Source organism: Tychonema sp. LEGE 07196 (assembly GCF_963890365.1).
Classification (GTDB): domain Bacteria; phylum Cyanobacteriota; class Cyanobacteriia; order Cyanobacteriales; family Microcoleaceae; genus Microcoleus.
This window is the reverse complement of record NZ_CAWPRX010000013.1, coordinates 35,249-52,868: the sequence shown is the minus strand read 5'-3', so window position 1 is coordinate 52,868 and position 17,620 is coordinate 35,249. Positions and strand designations below refer to the sequence as shown.

Below are 17,620 nucleotides of genomic sequence, written 5' to 3'. Positions count from 1 at the left end.
AGATACATTTTTAATCTTTCTTTAGGTATACTTTGTTAAATGGAGTTGCAGTAGAGCCTGCGTCAGCCACGCCGTCTGGATGAGCCCGATCGCGATCGCTGTTGTTACTCCTCCTTCTTGCTTTAAAAACATAACAGCCAGTGCTAAGCATGAATCATTTAGAACTCGAACAAGAAATTGGGAAGATGGCTAGGGCGATGATGACTCGCAATAGCTTAATTGGTAAAGATTTGATTGCCGGTCTCAGAGGGCGGCTGTCTGTTGAAAGTGTCGCTGCTTTGATGATTGTCAGTATTGAACGTTTGATTTGGTCTGACTGCGAGTCGGTGATCTGGAGTTTGACTTATTTGATTCCTGCTGACGTGATGGAAGAAATTCGCCGGATTACGGCGCTGATAGTTTGTCAGCGGTTGATGGGCAAGGGTTTTGTGCTGGGGAAGGATTTTAGTATTGATGCTGCTGGCAGGTTGTTGTTGAGCGAGACTGCTCAAACAGCGGTTGTGCTTGCTTGAATTTGGCAAGCAGAGATTGGAGCCGCCCGCACTGTGGAATTTTCACTATTTTTGTAACTGGAAACCTCATTCGCGATGCGGTAATAGTTGCTTGACTCGCGCAGATTTCAGATTCGCAGCAGCTCCAACCAGCGATGAGTATGGTTAGCAGAAAGAGCTTTTCGTCTTGGGAAAGTAGTTAGTTTCGATCGCAAATAGTTGAGGTTGTTACGGGCGGTTTGTACGGGCGATCGCCCTGTATCAAAATTTTCCAAGTTTTAGTGGAATTACAGTTTAAATCCGCAGATTGTTTGTGTAAAATCATCCCTAAGATAGATGCAAATATTATGAACTTAATCCAAAACTTGGAAGCGGCTTGGTATTATCATTTGGGTTCGCGCCTCCTCGAAGCTGACGATCGCGATGGTGCTCTGGCTAACTTTAACAGAGCTTTGAAGTTGCAATCGGATCATTATCAGGCTTGGTTCGGGCGAGGCATGGCTTTGGGCAACTTAGAACGGCACTTAGAGGCATTAAAAAGTTTTGATGAGGCTTTGGCGCTGCAGCCGAATGCGAGTTTTGGCTGGCACAACCGAGCTATTGCTTTAGGAAAGTTGGGCCGCCCTTGGGAGGCACTCAACAGTTTTGACAGGGCTCTGGAGTTCAACCCCTGTTCGGCGAGTATTTGGCACAACCGAGGATTGACGCTGATCGATATGGGGCTTTACGATAAGGCGGTTCTGAGTTTCGATCGCTCTTTAAGTTTGGAGCCAGAGGTTGCTGGGGCGTGGTACAACCGAGGTAATGCTTTGTTGGAACTCAAGCTTTACTATCAGGCGCTCAACAGTTTCGATCGCGCGATCGAATTTAACCCAGACGATGCGAATGCTTGGTACAATCGCGGTCTAGCTGCTAACTCAATGGGACTTTACAAACAAGCAGTGGCTAGTTTTAGCCGAGCGATCGCTCTGAAACCGGGCGGAACTGAAGCTGTGGGCGAACGGAGGGTAGCTTTGGCGAAATTAGTCGGTTTCAATCATAAAAATAGTAAGTTTACTCCCACATCAGAGTGTGGTTTTGAGGATTATTTGATTTGGTACAACCGGGGTGTGGAATTAGCCCGAAAAGGCTCCTACTCGGAGGCAATTGCTTGCTACGAAACAGTCTTAGAAATTAATCCTGATTTTGCTAATGCTTTTTACAATAAAGCTTGTTGTTATGCTCTACTGGGATTTGTTGATTTAGCCCTTGACAATTTGCAGCGGGCTGTGGAGTTTATCCCTAATTTATACCGAGAACTAGCCTTGGCTGATTCGGATTTAAGCTGCATTTGGAAACAAGAACGTTTTGCCGCGCTGATCCGAGGTTAGTTTTAGATAGAAAATAGCTCGCCGGTGGGGCGAGCTTTTGTGGCCGGGCGACGGAAATTCGATCGCCCACAAAGAGTTTTTTTTGCCATCTCGATCTAACGTACAGAAACTTTTATGGAGGGCTTGACTGGCCTTTTGGCAACTACTAGCACTTTGTAAATGCCGGATTCGGGAAGTTCAGCAAAAGTTTGACCTTCGCCTTGATCTAGGAGTTGTCCCGACGGAGATTCGATCGCCACACCGAGATTTTTGCTGTTAGCACTCACCCTAATTGTCTGTCCCTGTTTTCCTGGAACTGTGAGGGGCTGGACTTGGTAGCCGGACATTTTGAGTTTGACTGTGGCTTCTTTTTCTCCGAATGCGATGGGCATTGCGCGATCGGGCCTGTAAATCCACTTGGCGTTAAAGTCGCGTCCGATTACAAAGCTGCTGGTTTCACCTTTCGGGGTGACTCGCAGGCGGTAGATTCCAGAGTCTGGTAACTGGCCGATCCACTGATTGTCGCTTTTTTCAATAACTCCCAGATTCTCGCCGTTGGGGCTGTAGAGTTCGGCTGTCAGTTGTCCCGCCCACAGCGAGAGTGTGAGTTCTCGTCCTTTGATGCCTTCAAAAATATAGGTGGTTGGTTGGTTGATAGTGGCTCGAATTTGTGAGGTTGACATTCGCTCGATCGGCTCTATCTTCGCAACTGAGTCAGATGTAGCTGGCATGGGATCGATCGGTTCTACGTTAGCAACAAAGGCAGAAGTAGCGGGTTGGTTAACGGTTTCTGTAATTTCCGAGGCGCCCATCCGATCGCCCGGTGCAATTTTTGGGGCTACAGGGCTGGCAAATACTGATTTTGCCGTCATCATTAGTAGCATTCCAGTCAGTAAAATTAGTTTTTTCATGTCACGCTTGCCAGGGGTAATCAGTTGTATATGTTTACTTGTGTGGTGCTGTTTGCACCGGATTAAATTTGCCGATCGCGCGATCGGCGTCATCAGCATAGAGGATACAGCTAAATATTTGGTAATTTCACAAAAATTCGCGGTAGCAGATGGCCCTGCCGAAGCTAAATAGTAGCCTTGGTCGATCGGACATTTCCACCATATTCCCTACCCATAATATCATCGGATCGTCCTAGTAATTTGGTCAATAAAAATTCAAGCTTTTGCCCAAAAACTTGCTAAAAAAATGCCAACCACTAAAAAAACGCGGTGTCTGGGTTCCAAGAGAGGCTTTGCTACCAGAAAACTGCCCTTCACCCAGCGGGGGTTACAGCCTCTACTGTTAACTGCTGCGAGGGCGATCGGCTTTTACGGCTTGCACAGTGCGCCTTACCCAATCAATAACCCCAAACAATAGAATTTGCTTGTCATATCAATTCCGGTTGCACTCCTCAACAGTTAACAGTCAACAGTCAACAGTGAATTTACTATTCCGATGAAGAGAGCATTTGATATCATATCATGTCCAGTCGATTACTATCACAAACACGGTTTGTAATGCGGACTAAAGTCCGCTTTCATGTTGCGAAGTTTAGTCCGCACTACGAACCTTAAGCGCGTGTGGCGCTAGCTAAAAACCAGAATTTTTAGGGTGCGGCAAGCCGCAATATTTAACACAAACGCAACGAATTATATAGAACCCGCTCTCTGCCACGCGAGGTTTACTCCCACTACGAATCAGAAAGGATTTTGAGGTAAGCTTGCACTGTATTGGATAATCCCATTTCTAGCGCTTCCGCAATTAAAGCGTGACCGATAGATACTTCTAGGATATCAGGAATTGAGCAAAATTCAGCTAAATTTTGCAAATTCAAATCGTGTCCGGCATTCACTCCCAAACCTGCTGATTGAGCTGCTTTAGCTGCCAAGGCATATTGTTGCAAAACAGATTCTACTTTACCTTCGCGAAAAGCAGTTGCATAGGGTTCCGTGTACAGTTCTACGCGATCGGCTCCAACTTCTTTTGCTAGGGGCATGAGAGCAGGATCTGCATCCATAAACAAGCTGACTCTGATGCCGTTATTTTTTAATTTTTCAATAATTGGTAAAAGCCGAGATCGATTTTCGGGAATATTCCAGCCGCTATCGGATGTTAGCACGTCGGGAGCATCCGGCACCAAGGTACACTGAGCCGGTTTGACATCGCAAACTATATCCATAAATGGTGGCTGAAACGGATTTCCTTCGATGTTGAACTCGACAGTTAGCATTTTGGCTAAGTCGTAAACATCGGCAGCTTTGATGTGTCTTTCATCGGGGCGGGGATGGACTGTAACGCCGTGGGCTCCGGCGGCAATTACTGTTTTTGCGGCTTCGGTAACGCTGGGAATGCCGATGTTTCGAGAGTTTCTGAGGAGGGCGATTCTGTTGATGTTGACGCTGAGTTTTGTCATGGGATTGGAAGTTGCGGATGTTTGTTGATTTTTAATTTTAACCGCTGATGAACGCTAATGAACGCTGATTTTTTTTCCGGCTGTTAATTGGGTTGATTTGGATGGTTTTGCATCAGCTTTTCCGCAAGCGGTAAGGTTTCGGCAAAAATCGCCTCTGCTGTTTGGTGTTTTGCTGCTAAATCTTCTAGATTGGTAATGCAGAAAAGCGGTGCGGTGCGATCGACTATTTGGGACGGAAAATCTCGGCTAAAATATTTGAGTTGAAAGTCGTATCTGTGGGGACGATAAATCATGCCCAACAGTTCAACTAAGGGTAGAAGCGTCCAGTTGTGATAGTTGCCGATCGCCTCTACTATATGTCCGCGATAAATCTCTTTTTTTACCAGAGGTTGCAGCAAATTAAAACGATTTTTTATTTCGTTGAAGCGAATTTGCATTTGGGCAAAATGCTGGTTTGTATCCAAATGAGCGGGTACAATTAGATTGGCTTTGTCAAAGGCGATCGGGACTTTTCCGTGTCTCTCGATTTCGAGAAATTCGTTGCGGCTGCTGCGCCGGAAAACGGCAAAATCAATTAGCAAGAATTGCGGGGTTTCTTTTAGCCGCCAGAAGCACTGCGATTGACCGTGCCAAGCGGGTTCTGGAACTCGATATTTGAGTTCGATTTCGCTAATTTGTGCGAGGGCTGTTTCGACAATTTCAAAGGTTTCTTCGACGCAGTTATCTGCAACGACAACTGCAATGTCGATGTCTGACCATTCGTCGGTGTATCCGTGGGCTGCTGAACCTCCTTGCCACAAAGCGAGAACAAAATCTAAAGGTTGTAAAGTTGAAACAATCTTTTCGAGAATGATTTGTCTCATGGAATCAAGCTATACTGTTGGTTTTACCCTGGTTCCACAAGTTTAACAAATATTGCGGGTGGAGATTGCTGTGGCATAGTTGTGCTAGACATTGCTAATGTGTCCGATTGTGTGCTGCGGAAAATTATAGGGGAAGCTGCAAGCGAGAGTGGCAATTTTTGGGAAAGTACGATCGCCCGCTGCGAGAAAATCAGTCTTAAATTATCGCTCATCAGAAACGAGACCGCTGTCGGGTAGTATGAGAAAGGATTAATTTTTAACAGCGCGGCATGGCTACTATTTGGGAACTTGACTTTTACAGCCGTCCAATTATAGACGAGCGAGGAAAAAAGAAATGGGAAGTGTTGATTTGCGAAAGCCCGCTGAATGTAAGCGACAAGGCAGAATCTCTGTTTCGCTACTCGCAATTTTGCCCGAGTACAACGGTGAATTCCCTGTGGCTGGCTGGCGCGATTAAAGATGCGATCGCCTCTGCACCGAAACGCCCCGAAAAAATCCGCTTTTTCCGCCGCCAAATGGCGAACATGATTACCAAAGCCTGTGAGGAGTTGGACATTCCCGCAGCCTCCAGCCGCCGCACCCTCGCCCTCAGCCTGTGGCTGGAAGAACGGATGCAAAACGTTTATCCCGCCGAACCGGGCTATCAAGCCGCTCCCAACCCGAGCGTTCAATTTGTACCCGAAACGCCCGTGGCGCTGCCGGACGCTTTAATCGGCGAAAAATGGGCGTTTGTGAGTTTGCCGATCGCAGCTTTTGATGAAATGTCCGAGTGGGATATCGGATTTGGCGAAGCTTTCGGGCTACCGATGACAAAGCTGCCGCCTGAAACGCAAATTCCAGGGCTGATCGTCTATTCGTCGAGAGCAACAGCTTTGGCTGGTTGGATGTCGGGTTTGGAGTTGGCTTTTATCAAATTTGAGACTGGCCCGCCAGCTAGGCTGGTGTTAGATACGGGAGCTAACGATCGCTGGATTTTAGCTAATCTCAAAGACGCAGCAATTGAGAGAGAAGCAAAAGGATTTGAAGCGGCGAAAAAACAAGCAAGAAAAGTACATTTTTTAGCAATTCAGTCGAATCCACAATCGGAATCCTTCGCCGGATTTTGGCTGCTGCACGAACTAAGTATTTAGTTAGTGGTTAGTTGTTATTTCTTAGTTGTTAGTTGTTAGTTGTTAGTGGTTAGTTGTTGGTTTTTAGTTGTTAGTTGTTAGTTGTTATTAGCTAATGCCAACTGCTTTCCTGCCAACAACCAACTGCTTTCCTGTCAACTACCAACTGCCAAGAACCAACTACCATCTGCCAACAACCAACTGCCAACAACCAACTGCTTTCCTGTCAACTACCAACTACAAAAATGACCAATCACCAATCAGCAGAACAACTGCTAGAATTAGCAACCAAAGCAGGTGCCGAAGCTGCTGAGGTATTGGAATCGCAATCGCTCTCGCGGCCGGTATTTTTTGAAGCAAACCGCCTCAAACAGCTAGAAACCGCCCAAGCAGAAGGTATTGCTCTGCGACTGTGGCGGGACGGGCGGCCTGGGTTGGCGGTGGCCTACGGGCCCGTGGAACCGCAGATTTTGGTCGATCGGGCGATCGCGCTTTCGCAACTAAACGAACCGGAAACCATCGAACTCGGCACCGGGGAAAAAGTTGTTTATCCCGATCTCGGAGTGTCGGTGCCGGCCGAACAGCTAGTAAACTGGGGAAAAGAGGCGATCGCGATCGTCCGCCAAGCCTATCCCGAAAGCCTCTGCACCGCCGAACTCGACTGCGAAATCGAAAGCACCCGCTTGCTGAACACATTAGGCTTGGATTGCAGCCACACCGACACCACCCTCAGCGGTTACTTGTCAGCAGAATTAGTGCGGGGCGAAGATTTCCTCAACATTTGGGAAGGCGAAACCGAACGCGGTACCCTGGACTTAAACACGAGCGCCCAGCGGGTTTTGCAGCGATTGGAATGGGCGAAAGAGAATGTAGCCCCCGCCACTGGGCGCGTGCCGGTGCTGTTTACAGCCAAAGCCGCCGATTTGCTGTGGGGGACTCTCTGTGCGGCATTGAATGGTAAACAGGTACTAGAAGGCGCTTCGCCTTGGAGCGATCGACTAGGCCAACAAGTGACATCGCCCCTTGTCACCCTCTGGCAGCAGCCGGATATCGGGCCCTATAGCTGTCCTTTTGATGACGAAGGCACTCCCACTAGGGCGATCGTCTTGATCGACAGCGGAGTATTGCAGCTATTTTATACCGATCGCACCACCGGTCGAGCCTTGGGAAGCGGCACCACCGGCAACGGATTTCGCCCTGGTTTGGGCAGCTATCCCACACCGAGTTTGTTTAATGTTTTAATTAAACCAGGTTCCCTTTCATTAATCGATTTAATCGCTAAATTAGACGACGGAATTGTAGTCGATCAAACCCTAGGTGGCAGTGCCGGAATTTCCGGCGACTTTTCCATTAACGTCGATCTCGGCTACCGAGTCAAAAAAGGTCAAATAGTAGGCAGAATCAAAGACACAATGGTAGCCGGCAACGTCTACAGCGTCCTCAAACAATTAGTAGAATTAGGAGGAGACTCCGAGTGGAACGGTTCTTGCCACACACCATCTGTAATTGTAGAGGGATTGTCCGTCACCGGCAAAAACTAATCGGTAATCGGTAATCCAACTCTCTCCGAGTACGCGAAAGCGACAAATATTCACAGGAATTACGCATCAGCGGCTAAAAACCGGGTTTTTGGATAAAATAGTGCATCACAGCCTTTAATATCTGTGAAAAACCCGTCTTCTTTGATATTGATACGTAACTCCTATAGCGGTTATCAAGCGTAGTGAGGTATGTCCTATGCCCGGTTTGGCCACGGCGGCCTATGCCCACGGCGGCCTATGCCCGGTTTGGCCACGGCGGCCTATGCCGCATAGTACCTCATACCAGAGCACAGAAAGGCTATAATTCAAATCCCAACTATGAGACTATAGACTCTCACGCACAGCCCAAACGATTAAACATCTCCTCGAAAAGCAAGTCTTGAACAGACTTTTCGTGCCAGATTCACAATAATTGTTAGAGAAGACTATTGAATAACATTGATGCAGCAAACGAGATGACAATCCAATTCTAGCGCAGTAAATTATCAACTCCCAGCCCAATTGTCTCTTGCTACAACTGGTAAGCTGGAAAGCCCGCGCACCCGACAGATAACTCACAAATTATCTGAAAAGCATCTGCGTTGCATCTATGTTGCATCTGCCTTTCATCTGCGGTTGAAGTATCAATCGAGGAACTATAGAATCTTGTCTGTAGAAGTTCCGGCTAAATCCCGCACTATCAAAAATCTCAAATTTTTATGCGTATTTGTTTTATCGGCGATTCTTTCGTAAACGGTACTTGCGATCCAAAATGTTTAGGTTGGACAGGACGAATTTGCTCAGCAGTTTGCAAGCAAGGACACGATATCACCTACTATAATTTAGGAGTGCGGGGAGAAACCAGTACCGATATAGAAACTCGCTGGTTCAACGAAGTTTCTTGCCGCTTACCTCACTACTGCGACGGTAGAATAGTTTTTTCCTTTGGCGTTAACGACACTCACTTTGAAAACGGCAAAACTCTCGTCGCACTAGAAAAATCCATTGAAAACCTGCGCCATATTCTCAAATCTGCCCAAGAAACAGTACCAGTTTTAATGATTGGGCCGCCGCCAGTTATTGATGTCGATCGCACAATCAGAATAGCTAATTTATCCCAAGAGTTTTCCCAAGTTTGCCGCGAGTTAAACGTACCTTATTTAGATATTTGTACCCCGCTCCAAAAATCAGAAATTTGGCTGCAAGAACTTGCCCAAAATGACGGTTCCCATCCCCGTGCTGTCGGTTATGCGGAATTGGCTAGAATTATTCACAATTGGGAGAGTTGGAAAGATTGGTTTAAAAATATCACTGTGTCAGAGCGAGAGACAGTAACTCTGTTTAGAGCCGTCGGTAAAAAAGAAATGGAATTAATCAAAGAAAGCGATTTCTTGGCATTTCCGCCACGGCTGTCTTTTCAACCTATTTTTTATCCCGTACTACAAAAAGCTTACGCGATGCAAATTGCGCGAGATTGGAATACTAAAGATGCAGCATCTGGATATTTTGGCTATGTAACTAAGTTTCGAGTTTTGGCTGATTTCTTAAACAAATATCCCGTGCAAACTGTCGGCAGTTCGAGCCATCAAGAGTATTGGATTCCTGCTGAAGAGTTGGCGCAATTCAATCGCAATATTGTCGGTAAAATTGAAATTTTTGCAGAATATCAACCGTAAAAAAAGATAGGACTTAGGAATGGGCGATCGGAAAGCGGCTTTTTTCGCGAAATAGGGGTTTATAATTTTTAATTTCTGTAATGTTATGTCCGGTTGTAGGGGGTTTTGGAGTCCTCGATTTAAGAGCGGATTGAAATCTGCACGCGCTATCGGTTCGTTTCCGGTAACATCGGAATGATTTAACCGCAGAGGGCGCAGAGAACACAGAGGAAGACAAGAGAGAGAGATGAATACAGAAGTATGAAGCGCGGATTTGATCTGACTCGATTTTGTAATTCCGATGCTACCGGATTTGATATTAATGGATCGGACACGATATAAAAATCCGGTTTCTAGACGGAGCGGATCGTTCTCGATACAATAGGAGCAATGACAGATGTTGGATTTTAATCAATTTGAAGTTGTGAGTTTTGAATGTTATGGCACTCTCATCTATTGGAAAAGCGGCATATTGCCAGTCTTGAGATAATTGCTGTCGGGTCGCGAACTCGATTTCAGCGCGCAATTTTAGAAATGCCGGATTTGAAAAGGTTGGTGGAGGCGATCGGGTAAATAAACCGCAGATTGATGTCAAAATAGTTGTTTAAAATTATACAAGTGTGGAGATTACTATGAATTGCCAAATATTGACCGGATTGTTGACGGGATTAGTTGTTTCTAGTACCGCAAGTTTGATCGATTGTCAACCAAGTTATGCGAAAAATAATCAAATCTTAAGGGGGATTTCGATTAATTCAAATTTGAAATTGTTGGCTTCAGCAAAGGTGGATTTGGGAGTTGAGGTTGCGAGGGAGCTTGTGGCGGCAGAACCCACAGCCGAGGATTTGTATAATCAGGCTGAGGAGAAGTACAACAAAGGAGATTTTCAAGGTGCTATAGAGGCTTACGATGGAGCAATTAAGCTTAATCCTAATTATGTTGAGGCCTACGTTGGTCGGGGTAATGCCCGCGATGACTCAGGAGACAGACAGGGTGCGATCGCCGATTACGATCGAGCCCTAAAAATTGACCCCAACAATGGCTCAGCCTATTACAACCGGGGTGTTACCCGATCGAGGTTAAGAGACTATGAAGGTGCGATCGCCGATTACAGCGCAGCCCTGAAAATTAACCCCAACAATGGCTCAGCCTACTACCACCGGGGTGTTATCCGAGTGAGGTTAGGAGACAATCAAGGTGCGATCGCCGATTACAGCGAAGCCCTGAAAATTAAGCCCAACGATGCGTTAGCCTACAACGAGCGGGGTTATGCTCGCTATATATTAGGAGACAAGCAGGCTGCTCTCGCCGATTTCAACGAAGCCTTGAAAATTAACCCCAACTATGCGTCTGCTTACACAAACCGGGGTAATGCTCGCGATGACTTAGGAGACAAGCAGGGCGCGATCGCCGATTACGATCGATCCTTAAAAATTGACCCCAATAGTGATAATACCTACTACAATCGGGGTGTTACCCGATCGAGGTTAGGAGACAAGCAGGGTGCGAGCGAAGATTACAGCGAAACCGTGAAAATTAACCCCAACTATGCGTCTGCTTACTACAATCGGGGAGTTATCCGCTATGACTTAGGAGACAAGCCTGGTGCGATACAAGATTTCCAAAAAGCCGCCAACTTGTATCAGCAACAAGGAAACACAGATAGCTACGAAAAAACATTAAACATAATTAGAAGAATCCAATAAATTCATACAAATCCGGGGCGGGTGCCGGTTGCACAAGTTCACAGCTTTGATGTTAGAAATATGCGCGCACCAGCCTGACAAAATTATGCTTGTTGCTTGTTTAACCGGACAAAAGCTCAATAAGAGTGCGATCGTTCAACTTGCAGCGACTTAATCCTCTTTTCAACTGCTGGGAAAGCGCGATCGCCCCTAGGAACTTATACCATTTCTCTAAAATCATGCAATACTCTCCGACCCCCCCTAGCCCCCCCTTAGCAAGGGGGGGGACAAGAATACTGTTATTTCGTTTGAAATTGGTATTACCTAAAGGGCGATCGAGCCTTGTATCCCTTACAGCACAAAGAATTACAATTATAGTAGAGAGCGATCGCACCGCGCATTTATCGCAGAAAATCACTATACGAGCAATTGCCAAAATCAGAAAATACCCTGAAATCATCTGCGTCAATCGGTGTTGCATCTGTCCGATATCTGCGGTTTCTCTATCGAGATCGGACAGATGCAACTCAAGTCTACTTTAAGAGCGATCGCCCGCGACGCATATCACAAAAATACTAAACTGGCAATTAAAACACCCTATCGATACAAAACAACGCAGATATTTTGTGACAATATCTGCGCCATTCTGCGTGCATTACCTGCGTGTATCAGCGGTAAACAATCCGCTCAAACCTAGATGAAAGTGAAATAAGGTAGATCGAGATTTAGATCCGTCACTCCTTGGACAGAAGCAATCAAATCATCCGACTGACCGGATTTTTTCAGGAAAATGCTGGTAACATTCCCCGCAACCGACAGCGAATAATCAGCCTTAACTCCCGAAAGGACGATCGTATCTGAAGCCGAATTAAAATCACTAATCACAGCATTACCATCACCAGAGTAGTAAATTTTGTCACTATCTCCCAACAAGAAACGGTCGCTACCTTCCCCGCCAGTCAAAGTATCAAACTCACCAACACCCGGATTAGTAGCACCCGGATCGATACCCACAACAGTATCATCTCCTTCACCACCGCTGACGGCATCATTACCGCTGCCACCGAGCAAATAATCATTGCCCAACTGACCGAAAATGCTGTCATCTCCAGCATCGCCGCCGAGAGAATCGTCACCCTTACCGCCAAAGATTAGATCGTTACCGTCGCCTCCCAAAACAAAATCAAAGCCTTTATTGCCGTACAGCGAATCATTGCCGTTTGCGCCTAAAATGCCATCGTTGCCTTTACCTGCGTAAACAACATCATCGCCATTTCCACCATCGATAAAGTCATTGCCAGCATTGCCAAATAGCGAATCGTTACCGTCATCGCCACCGATGTTGTCGTTGCCGTCCAAACCGAAAATCGAGTCATTTCCAGTTAAACCGTTCAGCGCATCAGCTTGGGGAGTGCCGAAGTACAAATCGTTCAGCGGGCCGGTGCTGAAAGTCAAATCAACGGTAGTATTCGGAATCGGAATCGGAATGCTGGGCGTTAAAATTCGGGGGCCGCTAGGTGTTGGGGTAGTGGTGGGTGTAGGTGTGGGTGCGGGTAGAGGTATGGGTCGAGGTGGAGCAAACTGAGAGAGAATAGAATTGCCCGACAAACCTCCCACATTTTCCACAAATCCGCTACCGGGAAGACTGCTGGTTGCAGAATCGAAGAAATTGAGAATTTCGATATCATCTGCGGCGTTGATTTTACCGTCTTTGTTGATGTCTGCTAGCAAGCTAGTACCGCTGCGGCCGACTCCAACCGTACCGGGACTGAGAGATAAAGCTGCGGTAACATCGGTGAGAACCAGGCTGTCATTGCCAGTACCTGCTTGAATCTTGCTGCCGGCGGATGTTGTGGGATCGAGGATAAAGGTATCGTTGCCGCCGCCACCGGTGAGGATGTCTGGGCCACCGTTACCGGTTAAGGTTTCGTCGCTGCTGCTGCCGGTGATGGTATCGGCGAAAGCAGTACCGATGATGACTTCGATACCATTGAGAGTATCAGTACCTTCGGCGATCGCAATTCCAGTCGCGAGATTGATATTAACAGGACTCGGCAGAGTAGCATAGGACACAGTATCGATACCGGCACCGCCGACAATACTGTCATTGCCCAAACCGCCGTTAAGGGAATCATCACCATCGCCGCCGTCAAGAGTATCATTGTCTTCTCCGCCGAACAGAGAATCATTGCCGGCACCACCTAACAAACTATCGTTACCATCACCGCCGTCGAGAGTATCGTTGCCGTCTCCTCCATTGAGAATGTCATCGCCCTCATAGGCCCAGAGACTGTCGTCACCGGCACCGCCAAGCAAAGTATCGTTACCTTCGCCAGCGTCTAGAGTGTCGTTACCTTCACCGCCGTCGAGATAGTCGTTGCCAATTCCCGTACCGAGAATTACGTCACCCTCCGCCTCACTAATCACAATGAGTTCGTCGCCGTTCAACAAGTCGTTGCCAGCATTACCAAACAGCGAGTCATTGCCTTGATTGCCCTCGATAATATCGTCGCCGGCCAATCCGTCAATGCTGTCATCGCCGGTGCCACCGGGAAGGAAATCAGGGCCGGGAGTCGCCTTGACGGGGAAACTCTTGAGAATGTTGGCCCCTGAGAGGTTGCCAACTTGTTCGATAAAACCGTCTCCTTGTTCGAGATTTGCTTCGGCGAAGAAGTCGAGAATCAACAAGTCGTCAGCATCTTTAAAAACCCCATCTTTGTTGAGGTCAATTTGCAAGTCGGTATTGAATTCGCCGCCCCGCGTGACACCTGCCGTACCTGCCGCCAGACCGATCGCCAGCGTGACACCATTGAGAGTTAGACTATCGGTGCCGTTGTCGTCAGCAATGATGCTGCCCCCTGCGGAAGTACCATTTAACACGTAGAAGTCATTGCCGATGCCGCCAAATAAGATATCTGCACCGCCACCGCCTTCTAGGGTATCGTTACCGTCATCTCCGTAGAGTGCGTCGCTGCCAAGGCCGCCGTTGATACTGTCATTATCGAAACCGCCAGCGAAGGTATCATCGCCATCACCACCAGCTAAGGTATCGTTGCCATCACCCCCATCTGCAACATCGCTGCCGACACCGCCAGAAATAGAGTCATTGCCTTCGCCACCATCTAAGTAGTCATCTCCGGCATCTCCTGTGAGGGAGTCGGCACCGTTTCCGCCAAAAATTAGATCGTTACCGTCGCCGCCGGAGAGCAAATTATTGCCCAATTCATCGTCTAGGATGTCATTTCCCGCGCCGCCAACTAGGCTGTCGTTACCTTCGTCACCATCTAAGTAGTCATCGCCGGCATCTCCTGTGAGGGTGTCGGCACCGCTGCCGCCTACAACTCCGTCATCGCCGTCGCCGCCGGTGAGCAAATTATTGCCCAATTTATCTTCTAAGAAGTCATTTCCCGCGCCGCCAAAGAGGCTGTCGTCACCTTCCTCGCCATCTAAGTAGTCATCTCCGGCATTTCCTGTGAGGGAGTCATTTCCTGCCCCACCGAAGATTACATCGTTGCCTCCGAGGCCGTCAATGGTGTCGTTTTGAGCGCTACCTTCGAGGAAATCATCGCCAGCAGTAGCTATTACACTTGGAGTTGGAGTTGTCGGAGTCGGAGTTGTCGGAGTTGGAGTTGTCGGAGTCGGAGTTGTCGGAGTCGGAGTTGTCGGAGTCGGAGTTGTCGGAGTCGGAGTTGTCGGAGTTGTTGGAGTCGGAGTTGTTGGAGTCGGAGTTGTTGGAGTCGGAGTTGTTGGAGTCGGAGTTGTCGGAGTCGGAGTTGTCGGAGTCGGAGTTGTTGGAGTCGGAGTCGTGGGAGTCGGAGTCGTGGGAGTCGGTGTGGGAACGCCGGGAATGTCACTCGCGAGCAGGTTGCCGACCTTTTTGAAGCTGCCGTTACCTGGTAGGAAAAAGTTTTCTATAGTCAAATCATCCCGCGAATTTACCTTGCCATCGGCATTGAGGTCGATCAGCAAGTTTTGTCCTTTTCTTTCAATCCCGTTCTGCCCCCCTGCCAGCGTGGTCAGGGTGACGCCATTGAGAATTAAAATATTTTCGACGCCGCCTGGAGCCTTAATTGTGCTGCCGGCTGCTTTCTTAGCATTGAGGATGTAGGTGGTGTTTCCGGTGCCACCGACGAGGGAGTCGCTGCCACCGTAGAGGGTGTCGCCGATCACAGCGGTGTCGAGGGTGTCGCCACCGATCAGGGTGTCGCCGGCACCAACGGCGACGAGGGTGTCGTTGCCACGGCCGCCGTAGAGGGTGTTGGGTGCGTCATTACCGACGATCGAGTCATTTCCGTCGCCGGCGAAGACATTCTCGATGATGCTGCCAGGGGCGATGGTGAGGGTTTGAGGAGCGAGTTTTTTATGTTCTTTAAGCTCGCGGCCGGGCAGGGTACTGGTTGAACCGGGCGCTAGGTTGATAATAACGTCATCGGTAATGGCCGCGGTGTTAATAATATCGTTGCCGCCGTTGGTGTCGGTGAGAGTTTTGCGAGTAGCATCGCCGGCAGCAGTCAAACTCGCGAACTCGTTGGTGTAGATGTAGATGTTGTCATTAATAATATCGTCGCCGTAAAGGCTCAAAGTTGCGCCTTTGAGTTTGCCGGTATTGTTGCCGCTGGTGGGAGTTGGGAATGTTTGGTCTCCAATTTTTAACGGGTACTCTTTACCCGTATTTTTGGCGTCGTTGGTGGCGCTGTTATCTGAAATGTTCAGCGTCCAATCGCCAAGGCCGGTTTCTCCCCAGTCGCGGGCGCTGCTGAAGGTGTAGTCAATGGTTGTGCCTTTGAAACCGTAGTCTTTTTTAGCTGTATCTACCTCTGTGAAGTAAGGAACACGATCGAGAATTACACTCTCGGTTTTATCGGGAGAAGTCAGCTTAACTACTAAGTCTTGAAATTGACCGTGATCGATGTTCAATTTTAGTTCAAGCTTGTCAATGTTGATGCCTTGAGTAATCTTGAAGGTTTGATTAATGCCTGCGGGGTTATTGTCGGGAATATCCACTCCCGATGTTGGCAGGGTCAATTGGGCAATTTGAACCTTTTCATTTTTGTCGCCAAAAGTCGCTGCTTCATTTTTGCCAGTGCCGGATCGCAACTGCCAAGTTTCAGCCAAACGCACTGCTGCTGTGGCATCGACTAATCCGAAGCCGTAGTCGTGATTGACATGGAGTCCGCCGCCGTTCCAATTTTTGGCGCCGTTGAATTTCCAATCGCTGTTGCCGGAGTCAGTTTTGCGGGCGGAGTAAGCGAGAATTTCCTGAACGTCGCGGTTGCCGAGTTTGGGATTGGCTTGCAGGATTAAAGCGACAACCCCCGAAACCATCGGCGTCGCTGATGACGTGCCGTTAAAGTCGTTGGTGTAGTTCCTGTCGGTAAAGTTAAGTGATGGGTATTTAGGATTTGGGTTTTCGCCGTCATTTCCGGTACGATCGACTGTGACAATACTTGCTTGATCGCCGAAGGCTGAGACGAGAAGTGGTGCGCCGGGGTTGCTGTAAGGGGCAACAACTCCATTATGGTCGATCGCAGCTACGGCGATTACATAGCGACTGCTTTCGTAATCGCCATCGTTGACATTTCTCCCCCGCTGTTCTCCCAGCAACTGTGGGTTAACATTTTCCCGCTCGTTTCCCCCAGCCCAAGCAAACACAGTGCCTAACCCGCCGCGGCCGGAGGTGACAGCGGTCTTGATGGCTGCAATATTCGAGGAATTGCCAAAAGACAAGTTGTAATTACTCCCCCAGCTATTGTTGGAAACATCGAATTTACCTTGCTCCTGTAAACTTTGTAGGGCGTTCTCACCAAATCTGTAACCGCCAAATGTTGCATCGTAGGCAACACCTACTGTACCCAGATTGTTTTTTCTAGCTGCGATAATGCCAGCTACAGAGGTACCGTGATTACCATCTAAATTCCCCTGAATCTTCTCTATATCTGGTTGAGACGGCTCTGTGAAGTTATCCTTAAGATCTTCGTGAGACTTGTCGATGCCACTATCGATGATGCCTACTTTGATGCCTTTGCCCGTATACTGCGGCCACAGGGGGAGTACATTGATATCAATGCCGGGAGTGCCTTCGGTTAGGTTGGAATTGGAATAATTATTTGTTACTTTCTGCCCCGTATTGAACAGCCACCACTGCTCCGTGGCTAGCGGATCTTTTAAGTCGTCTGGTAATTTGAATGGAGTAGTCATAACAAGCCTCACACTGATAATTTTCTAAACTGCTCAAAGCAATGGGCACAGGGAGAGGTCGATCGCCCCTCTTCGGTGAGACGGGCGATCGATATCCGCATCCCCCACAAGATAGATTTTTTCATACATCGGTTGCGATCGCTTGAGTAATTTATCGGAAATAAAAATTTATTACAGCTCGCCAAAATCCAACTGCATAAAACCCAAGCGATCGCGGGTTGACTTTCGCTATCTCTATTATTTCTGCCGGCGGCTGTTTGTAAAAGTCGGAAAAGTCGGATCTTCCAGTCGGAAAAATCGGAAAAGTCGGATCTTTGGCGATGAGGGCGGTTGAGGGTTGACTTTT

General features: G+C 48.0%; 15 protein-coding genes. 8 read left to right on the top strand and 7 right to left on the bottom strand.

Annotation, left to right across the window (positions count from 1 at the left end; translation table 11 throughout):
* Positions 1-10: 10 nt before the first annotated feature.
* Positions 11-151 carry a hypothetical protein gene (locus AACV78_RS01525; protein ID WP_194008468.1) on the bottom strand — a complete coding sequence of 47 codons (141 nt, stop codon included), beginning with the start codon at positions 149-151 and terminating at the stop codon, positions 11-13.
* Here AACV78_RS01525 and AACV78_RS01520 point away from each other — a divergent pair.
* Positions 150-512 (top strand): hypothetical protein, encoded by a 363-nt coding sequence (locus tag AACV78_RS01520; protein ID WP_194008467.1) that lies wholly within the window; start codon positions 150-152, stop codon positions 510-512. The two genes, AACV78_RS01525 and AACV78_RS01520, sit on opposite strands and share 2 nt — an antisense overlap.
* 326 nt (positions 513-838) lie before the next feature.
* A complete protein-coding gene (locus AACV78_RS01515) occupies positions 839-1,861 on the top strand; it encodes a tetratricopeptide repeat protein (RefSeq protein WP_194008466.1) in 1,023 nt (340 codons plus the stop codon).
* A 95-nt stretch (positions 1,862-1,956) separates the two neighbouring features.
* Here AACV78_RS01515 and AACV78_RS01510 read toward each other — a convergent pair whose 3' ends face one another.
* On the bottom strand, positions 1,957-2,751 hold the full coding sequence (locus AACV78_RS01510; RefSeq protein ID WP_194008465.1) for a hypothetical protein: 795 nt from the start codon (positions 2,749-2,751) through the stop codon (positions 1,957-1,959).
* On the opposite strand from AACV78_RS01510, the gene AACV78_RS01505 reads away from it, so the two are divergent.
* On the top strand, positions 2,750-2,923 hold the full coding sequence (locus AACV78_RS01505; protein WP_194008464.1) for a hypothetical protein: 174 nt from the start codon (positions 2,750-2,752) through the stop codon (positions 2,921-2,923). The genes AACV78_RS01510 and AACV78_RS01505 overlap by 2 nt on opposite strands.
* Before the next feature lie 114 nt (positions 2,924-3,037).
* Complete coding sequence (locus tag AACV78_RS01500; protein ID WP_194008463.1) at positions 3,038-3,208, top strand: hypothetical protein; 171 nt, start codon at positions 3,038-3,040, stop codon at positions 3,206-3,208.
* Between the two features lie 313 nt (positions 3,209-3,521).
* Here AACV78_RS01500 and AACV78_RS01495 read toward each other — a convergent pair whose 3' ends face one another.
* From AACV78_RS01495 to AACV78_RS01485, 3 genes are all read right to left on the bottom strand, one after another.
* A complete protein-coding gene (locus tag AACV78_RS01495) occupies positions 3,522-4,244 on the bottom strand; it encodes a pyridoxine 5'-phosphate synthase (protein ID WP_194008462.1) in 723 nt (240 codons plus the stop codon).
* Between the two features lie 83 nt (positions 4,245-4,327).
* A complete protein-coding gene (locus AACV78_RS01490; RefSeq protein ID WP_194008461.1) occupies positions 4,328-5,107 on the bottom strand; it encodes a nucleotidyltransferase domain-containing protein in 780 nt (259 codons plus the stop codon).
* A 23-nt stretch (positions 5,108-5,130) separates the two neighbouring features.
* Positions 5,131-5,319 (bottom strand): hypothetical protein, encoded by a 189-nt coding sequence (locus AACV78_RS01485; protein WP_146136968.1) that lies wholly within the window; start codon positions 5,317-5,319, stop codon positions 5,131-5,133.
* 57 nt (positions 5,320-5,376) lie between these two features.
* Between AACV78_RS01485 and AACV78_RS01480 the strand changes: the two genes are divergently transcribed.
* The 4 genes from AACV78_RS01480 to AACV78_RS01465 all read left to right on the top strand — a co-directional run bounded on the left by AACV78_RS01480 (position 5,377) and on the right by AACV78_RS01465 (position 11,097).
* Positions 5,377-6,237, top strand: coding sequence for a Tab2/Atab2 family RNA-binding protein (locus tag AACV78_RS01480; protein ID WP_194008460.1), 861 nt, complete (start codon positions 5,377-5,379; stop codon positions 6,235-6,237).
* A 224-nt stretch (positions 6,238-6,461) separates the two neighbouring features.
* On the top strand, positions 6,462-7,757 hold the full coding sequence (locus tag AACV78_RS01475) for a TldD/PmbA family protein (protein ID WP_194008459.1): 1,296 nt from the start codon (positions 6,462-6,464) through the stop codon (positions 7,755-7,757).
* Positions 7,758-8,455: 698 nt separating this feature from the next.
* Positions 8,456-9,412: a GDSL-type esterase/lipase family protein gene (locus AACV78_RS01470; RefSeq protein ID WP_194008458.1), complete on the top strand. Its 957-nt coding sequence runs from the start codon at positions 8,456-8,458 to the stop codon at positions 9,410-9,412.
* 611 nt (positions 9,413-10,023) lie between these two features.
* Positions 10,024-11,097 carry a tetratricopeptide repeat protein gene (locus AACV78_RS01465; RefSeq protein WP_194008456.1) on the top strand — a complete coding sequence of 358 codons (1,074 nt, stop codon included), beginning with the start codon at positions 10,024-10,026 and terminating at the stop codon, positions 11,095-11,097.
* A gap of 100 nt (positions 11,098-11,197) precedes the next feature.
* On the opposite strand, the gene AACV78_RS01460 is transcribed toward AACV78_RS01465, so the two are convergent.
* Positions 11,198-11,557 (bottom strand): hypothetical protein, encoded by a 360-nt coding sequence (locus AACV78_RS01460; protein ID WP_194008455.1) that lies wholly within the window; start codon positions 11,555-11,557, stop codon positions 11,198-11,200.
* 212 nt (positions 11,558-11,769) lie between these two features.
* The gene (locus AACV78_RS01455; protein ID WP_194008454.1) at positions 11,770-17,274 is read right to left on the bottom strand and encodes a S8 family serine peptidase; all 5,505 of its coding nucleotides are present in this window, start codon (positions 17,272-17,274) and stop codon (positions 11,770-11,772) included.
* Positions 17,275-17,620 lie beyond the last annotated feature (346 nt).

What these genes read in the sequence shown, in the direction of transcription:
- AACV78_RS01520 (WP_194008467.1), top strand. Translation starts at nt 150, where the DNA reads ATGAATCATTTAGAACTCGAACAAGAAATTGGGAAGATGGCTAGGGCG.
- AACV78_RS01525 (WP_194008468.1), bottom strand. Translation starts at nt 151, where the DNA reads ATGCTTAGCACTGGCTGTTATGTTTTTAAAGCAAGAAGGAGGAGTAAC.
- AACV78_RS01515 (WP_194008466.1), top strand. Translation starts at nt 839, where the DNA reads ATGAACTTAATCCAAAACTTGGAAGCGGCTTGGTATTATCATTTGGGT.
- AACV78_RS01505 (WP_194008464.1), top strand. Translation starts at nt 2,750, where the DNA reads ATGTCACGCTTGCCAGGGGTAATCAGTTGTATATGTTTACTTGTGTGG.
- AACV78_RS01510 (WP_194008465.1), bottom strand. Translation starts at nt 2,751, where the DNA reads ATGAAAAAACTAATTTTACTGACTGGAATGCTACTAATGATGACGGCA.
- AACV78_RS01500 (WP_194008463.1), top strand. Translation starts at nt 3,038, where the DNA reads ATGCCAACCACTAAAAAAACGCGGTGTCTGGGTTCCAAGAGAGGCTTT.
- AACV78_RS01495 (WP_194008462.1), bottom strand. Translation starts at nt 4,244, where the DNA reads ATGACAAAACTCAGCGTCAACATCAACAGAATCGCCCTCCTCAGAAAC.
- AACV78_RS01490 (WP_194008461.1), bottom strand. Translation starts at nt 5,107, where the DNA reads ATGAGACAAATCATTCTCGAAAAGATTGTTTCAACTTTACAACCTTTA.
- AACV78_RS01485 (WP_146136968.1), bottom strand. Translation starts at nt 5,319, where the DNA reads ATGAGCGATAATTTAAGACTGATTTTCTCGCAGCGGGCGATCGTACTT.
- AACV78_RS01480 (WP_194008460.1), top strand. Translation starts at nt 5,377, where the DNA reads ATGGCTACTATTTGGGAACTTGACTTTTACAGCCGTCCAATTATAGAC.
- AACV78_RS01475 (WP_194008459.1), top strand. Translation starts at nt 6,462, where the DNA reads ATGACCAATCACCAATCAGCAGAACAACTGCTAGAATTAGCAACCAAA.
- AACV78_RS01470 (WP_194008458.1), top strand. Translation starts at nt 8,456, where the DNA reads ATGCGTATTTGTTTTATCGGCGATTCTTTCGTAAACGGTACTTGCGAT.
- AACV78_RS01465 (WP_194008456.1), top strand. Translation starts at nt 10,024, where the DNA reads ATGAATTGCCAAATATTGACCGGATTGTTGACGGGATTAGTTGTTTCT.
- AACV78_RS01460 (WP_194008455.1), bottom strand. Translation starts at nt 11,557, where the DNA reads ATGCAACACCGATTGACGCAGATGATTTCAGGGTATTTTCTGATTTTG.
- AACV78_RS01455 (WP_194008454.1), bottom strand. Translation starts at nt 17,274, where the DNA reads ATGACTACTCCATTCAAATTACCAGACGACTTAAAAGATCCGCTAGCC.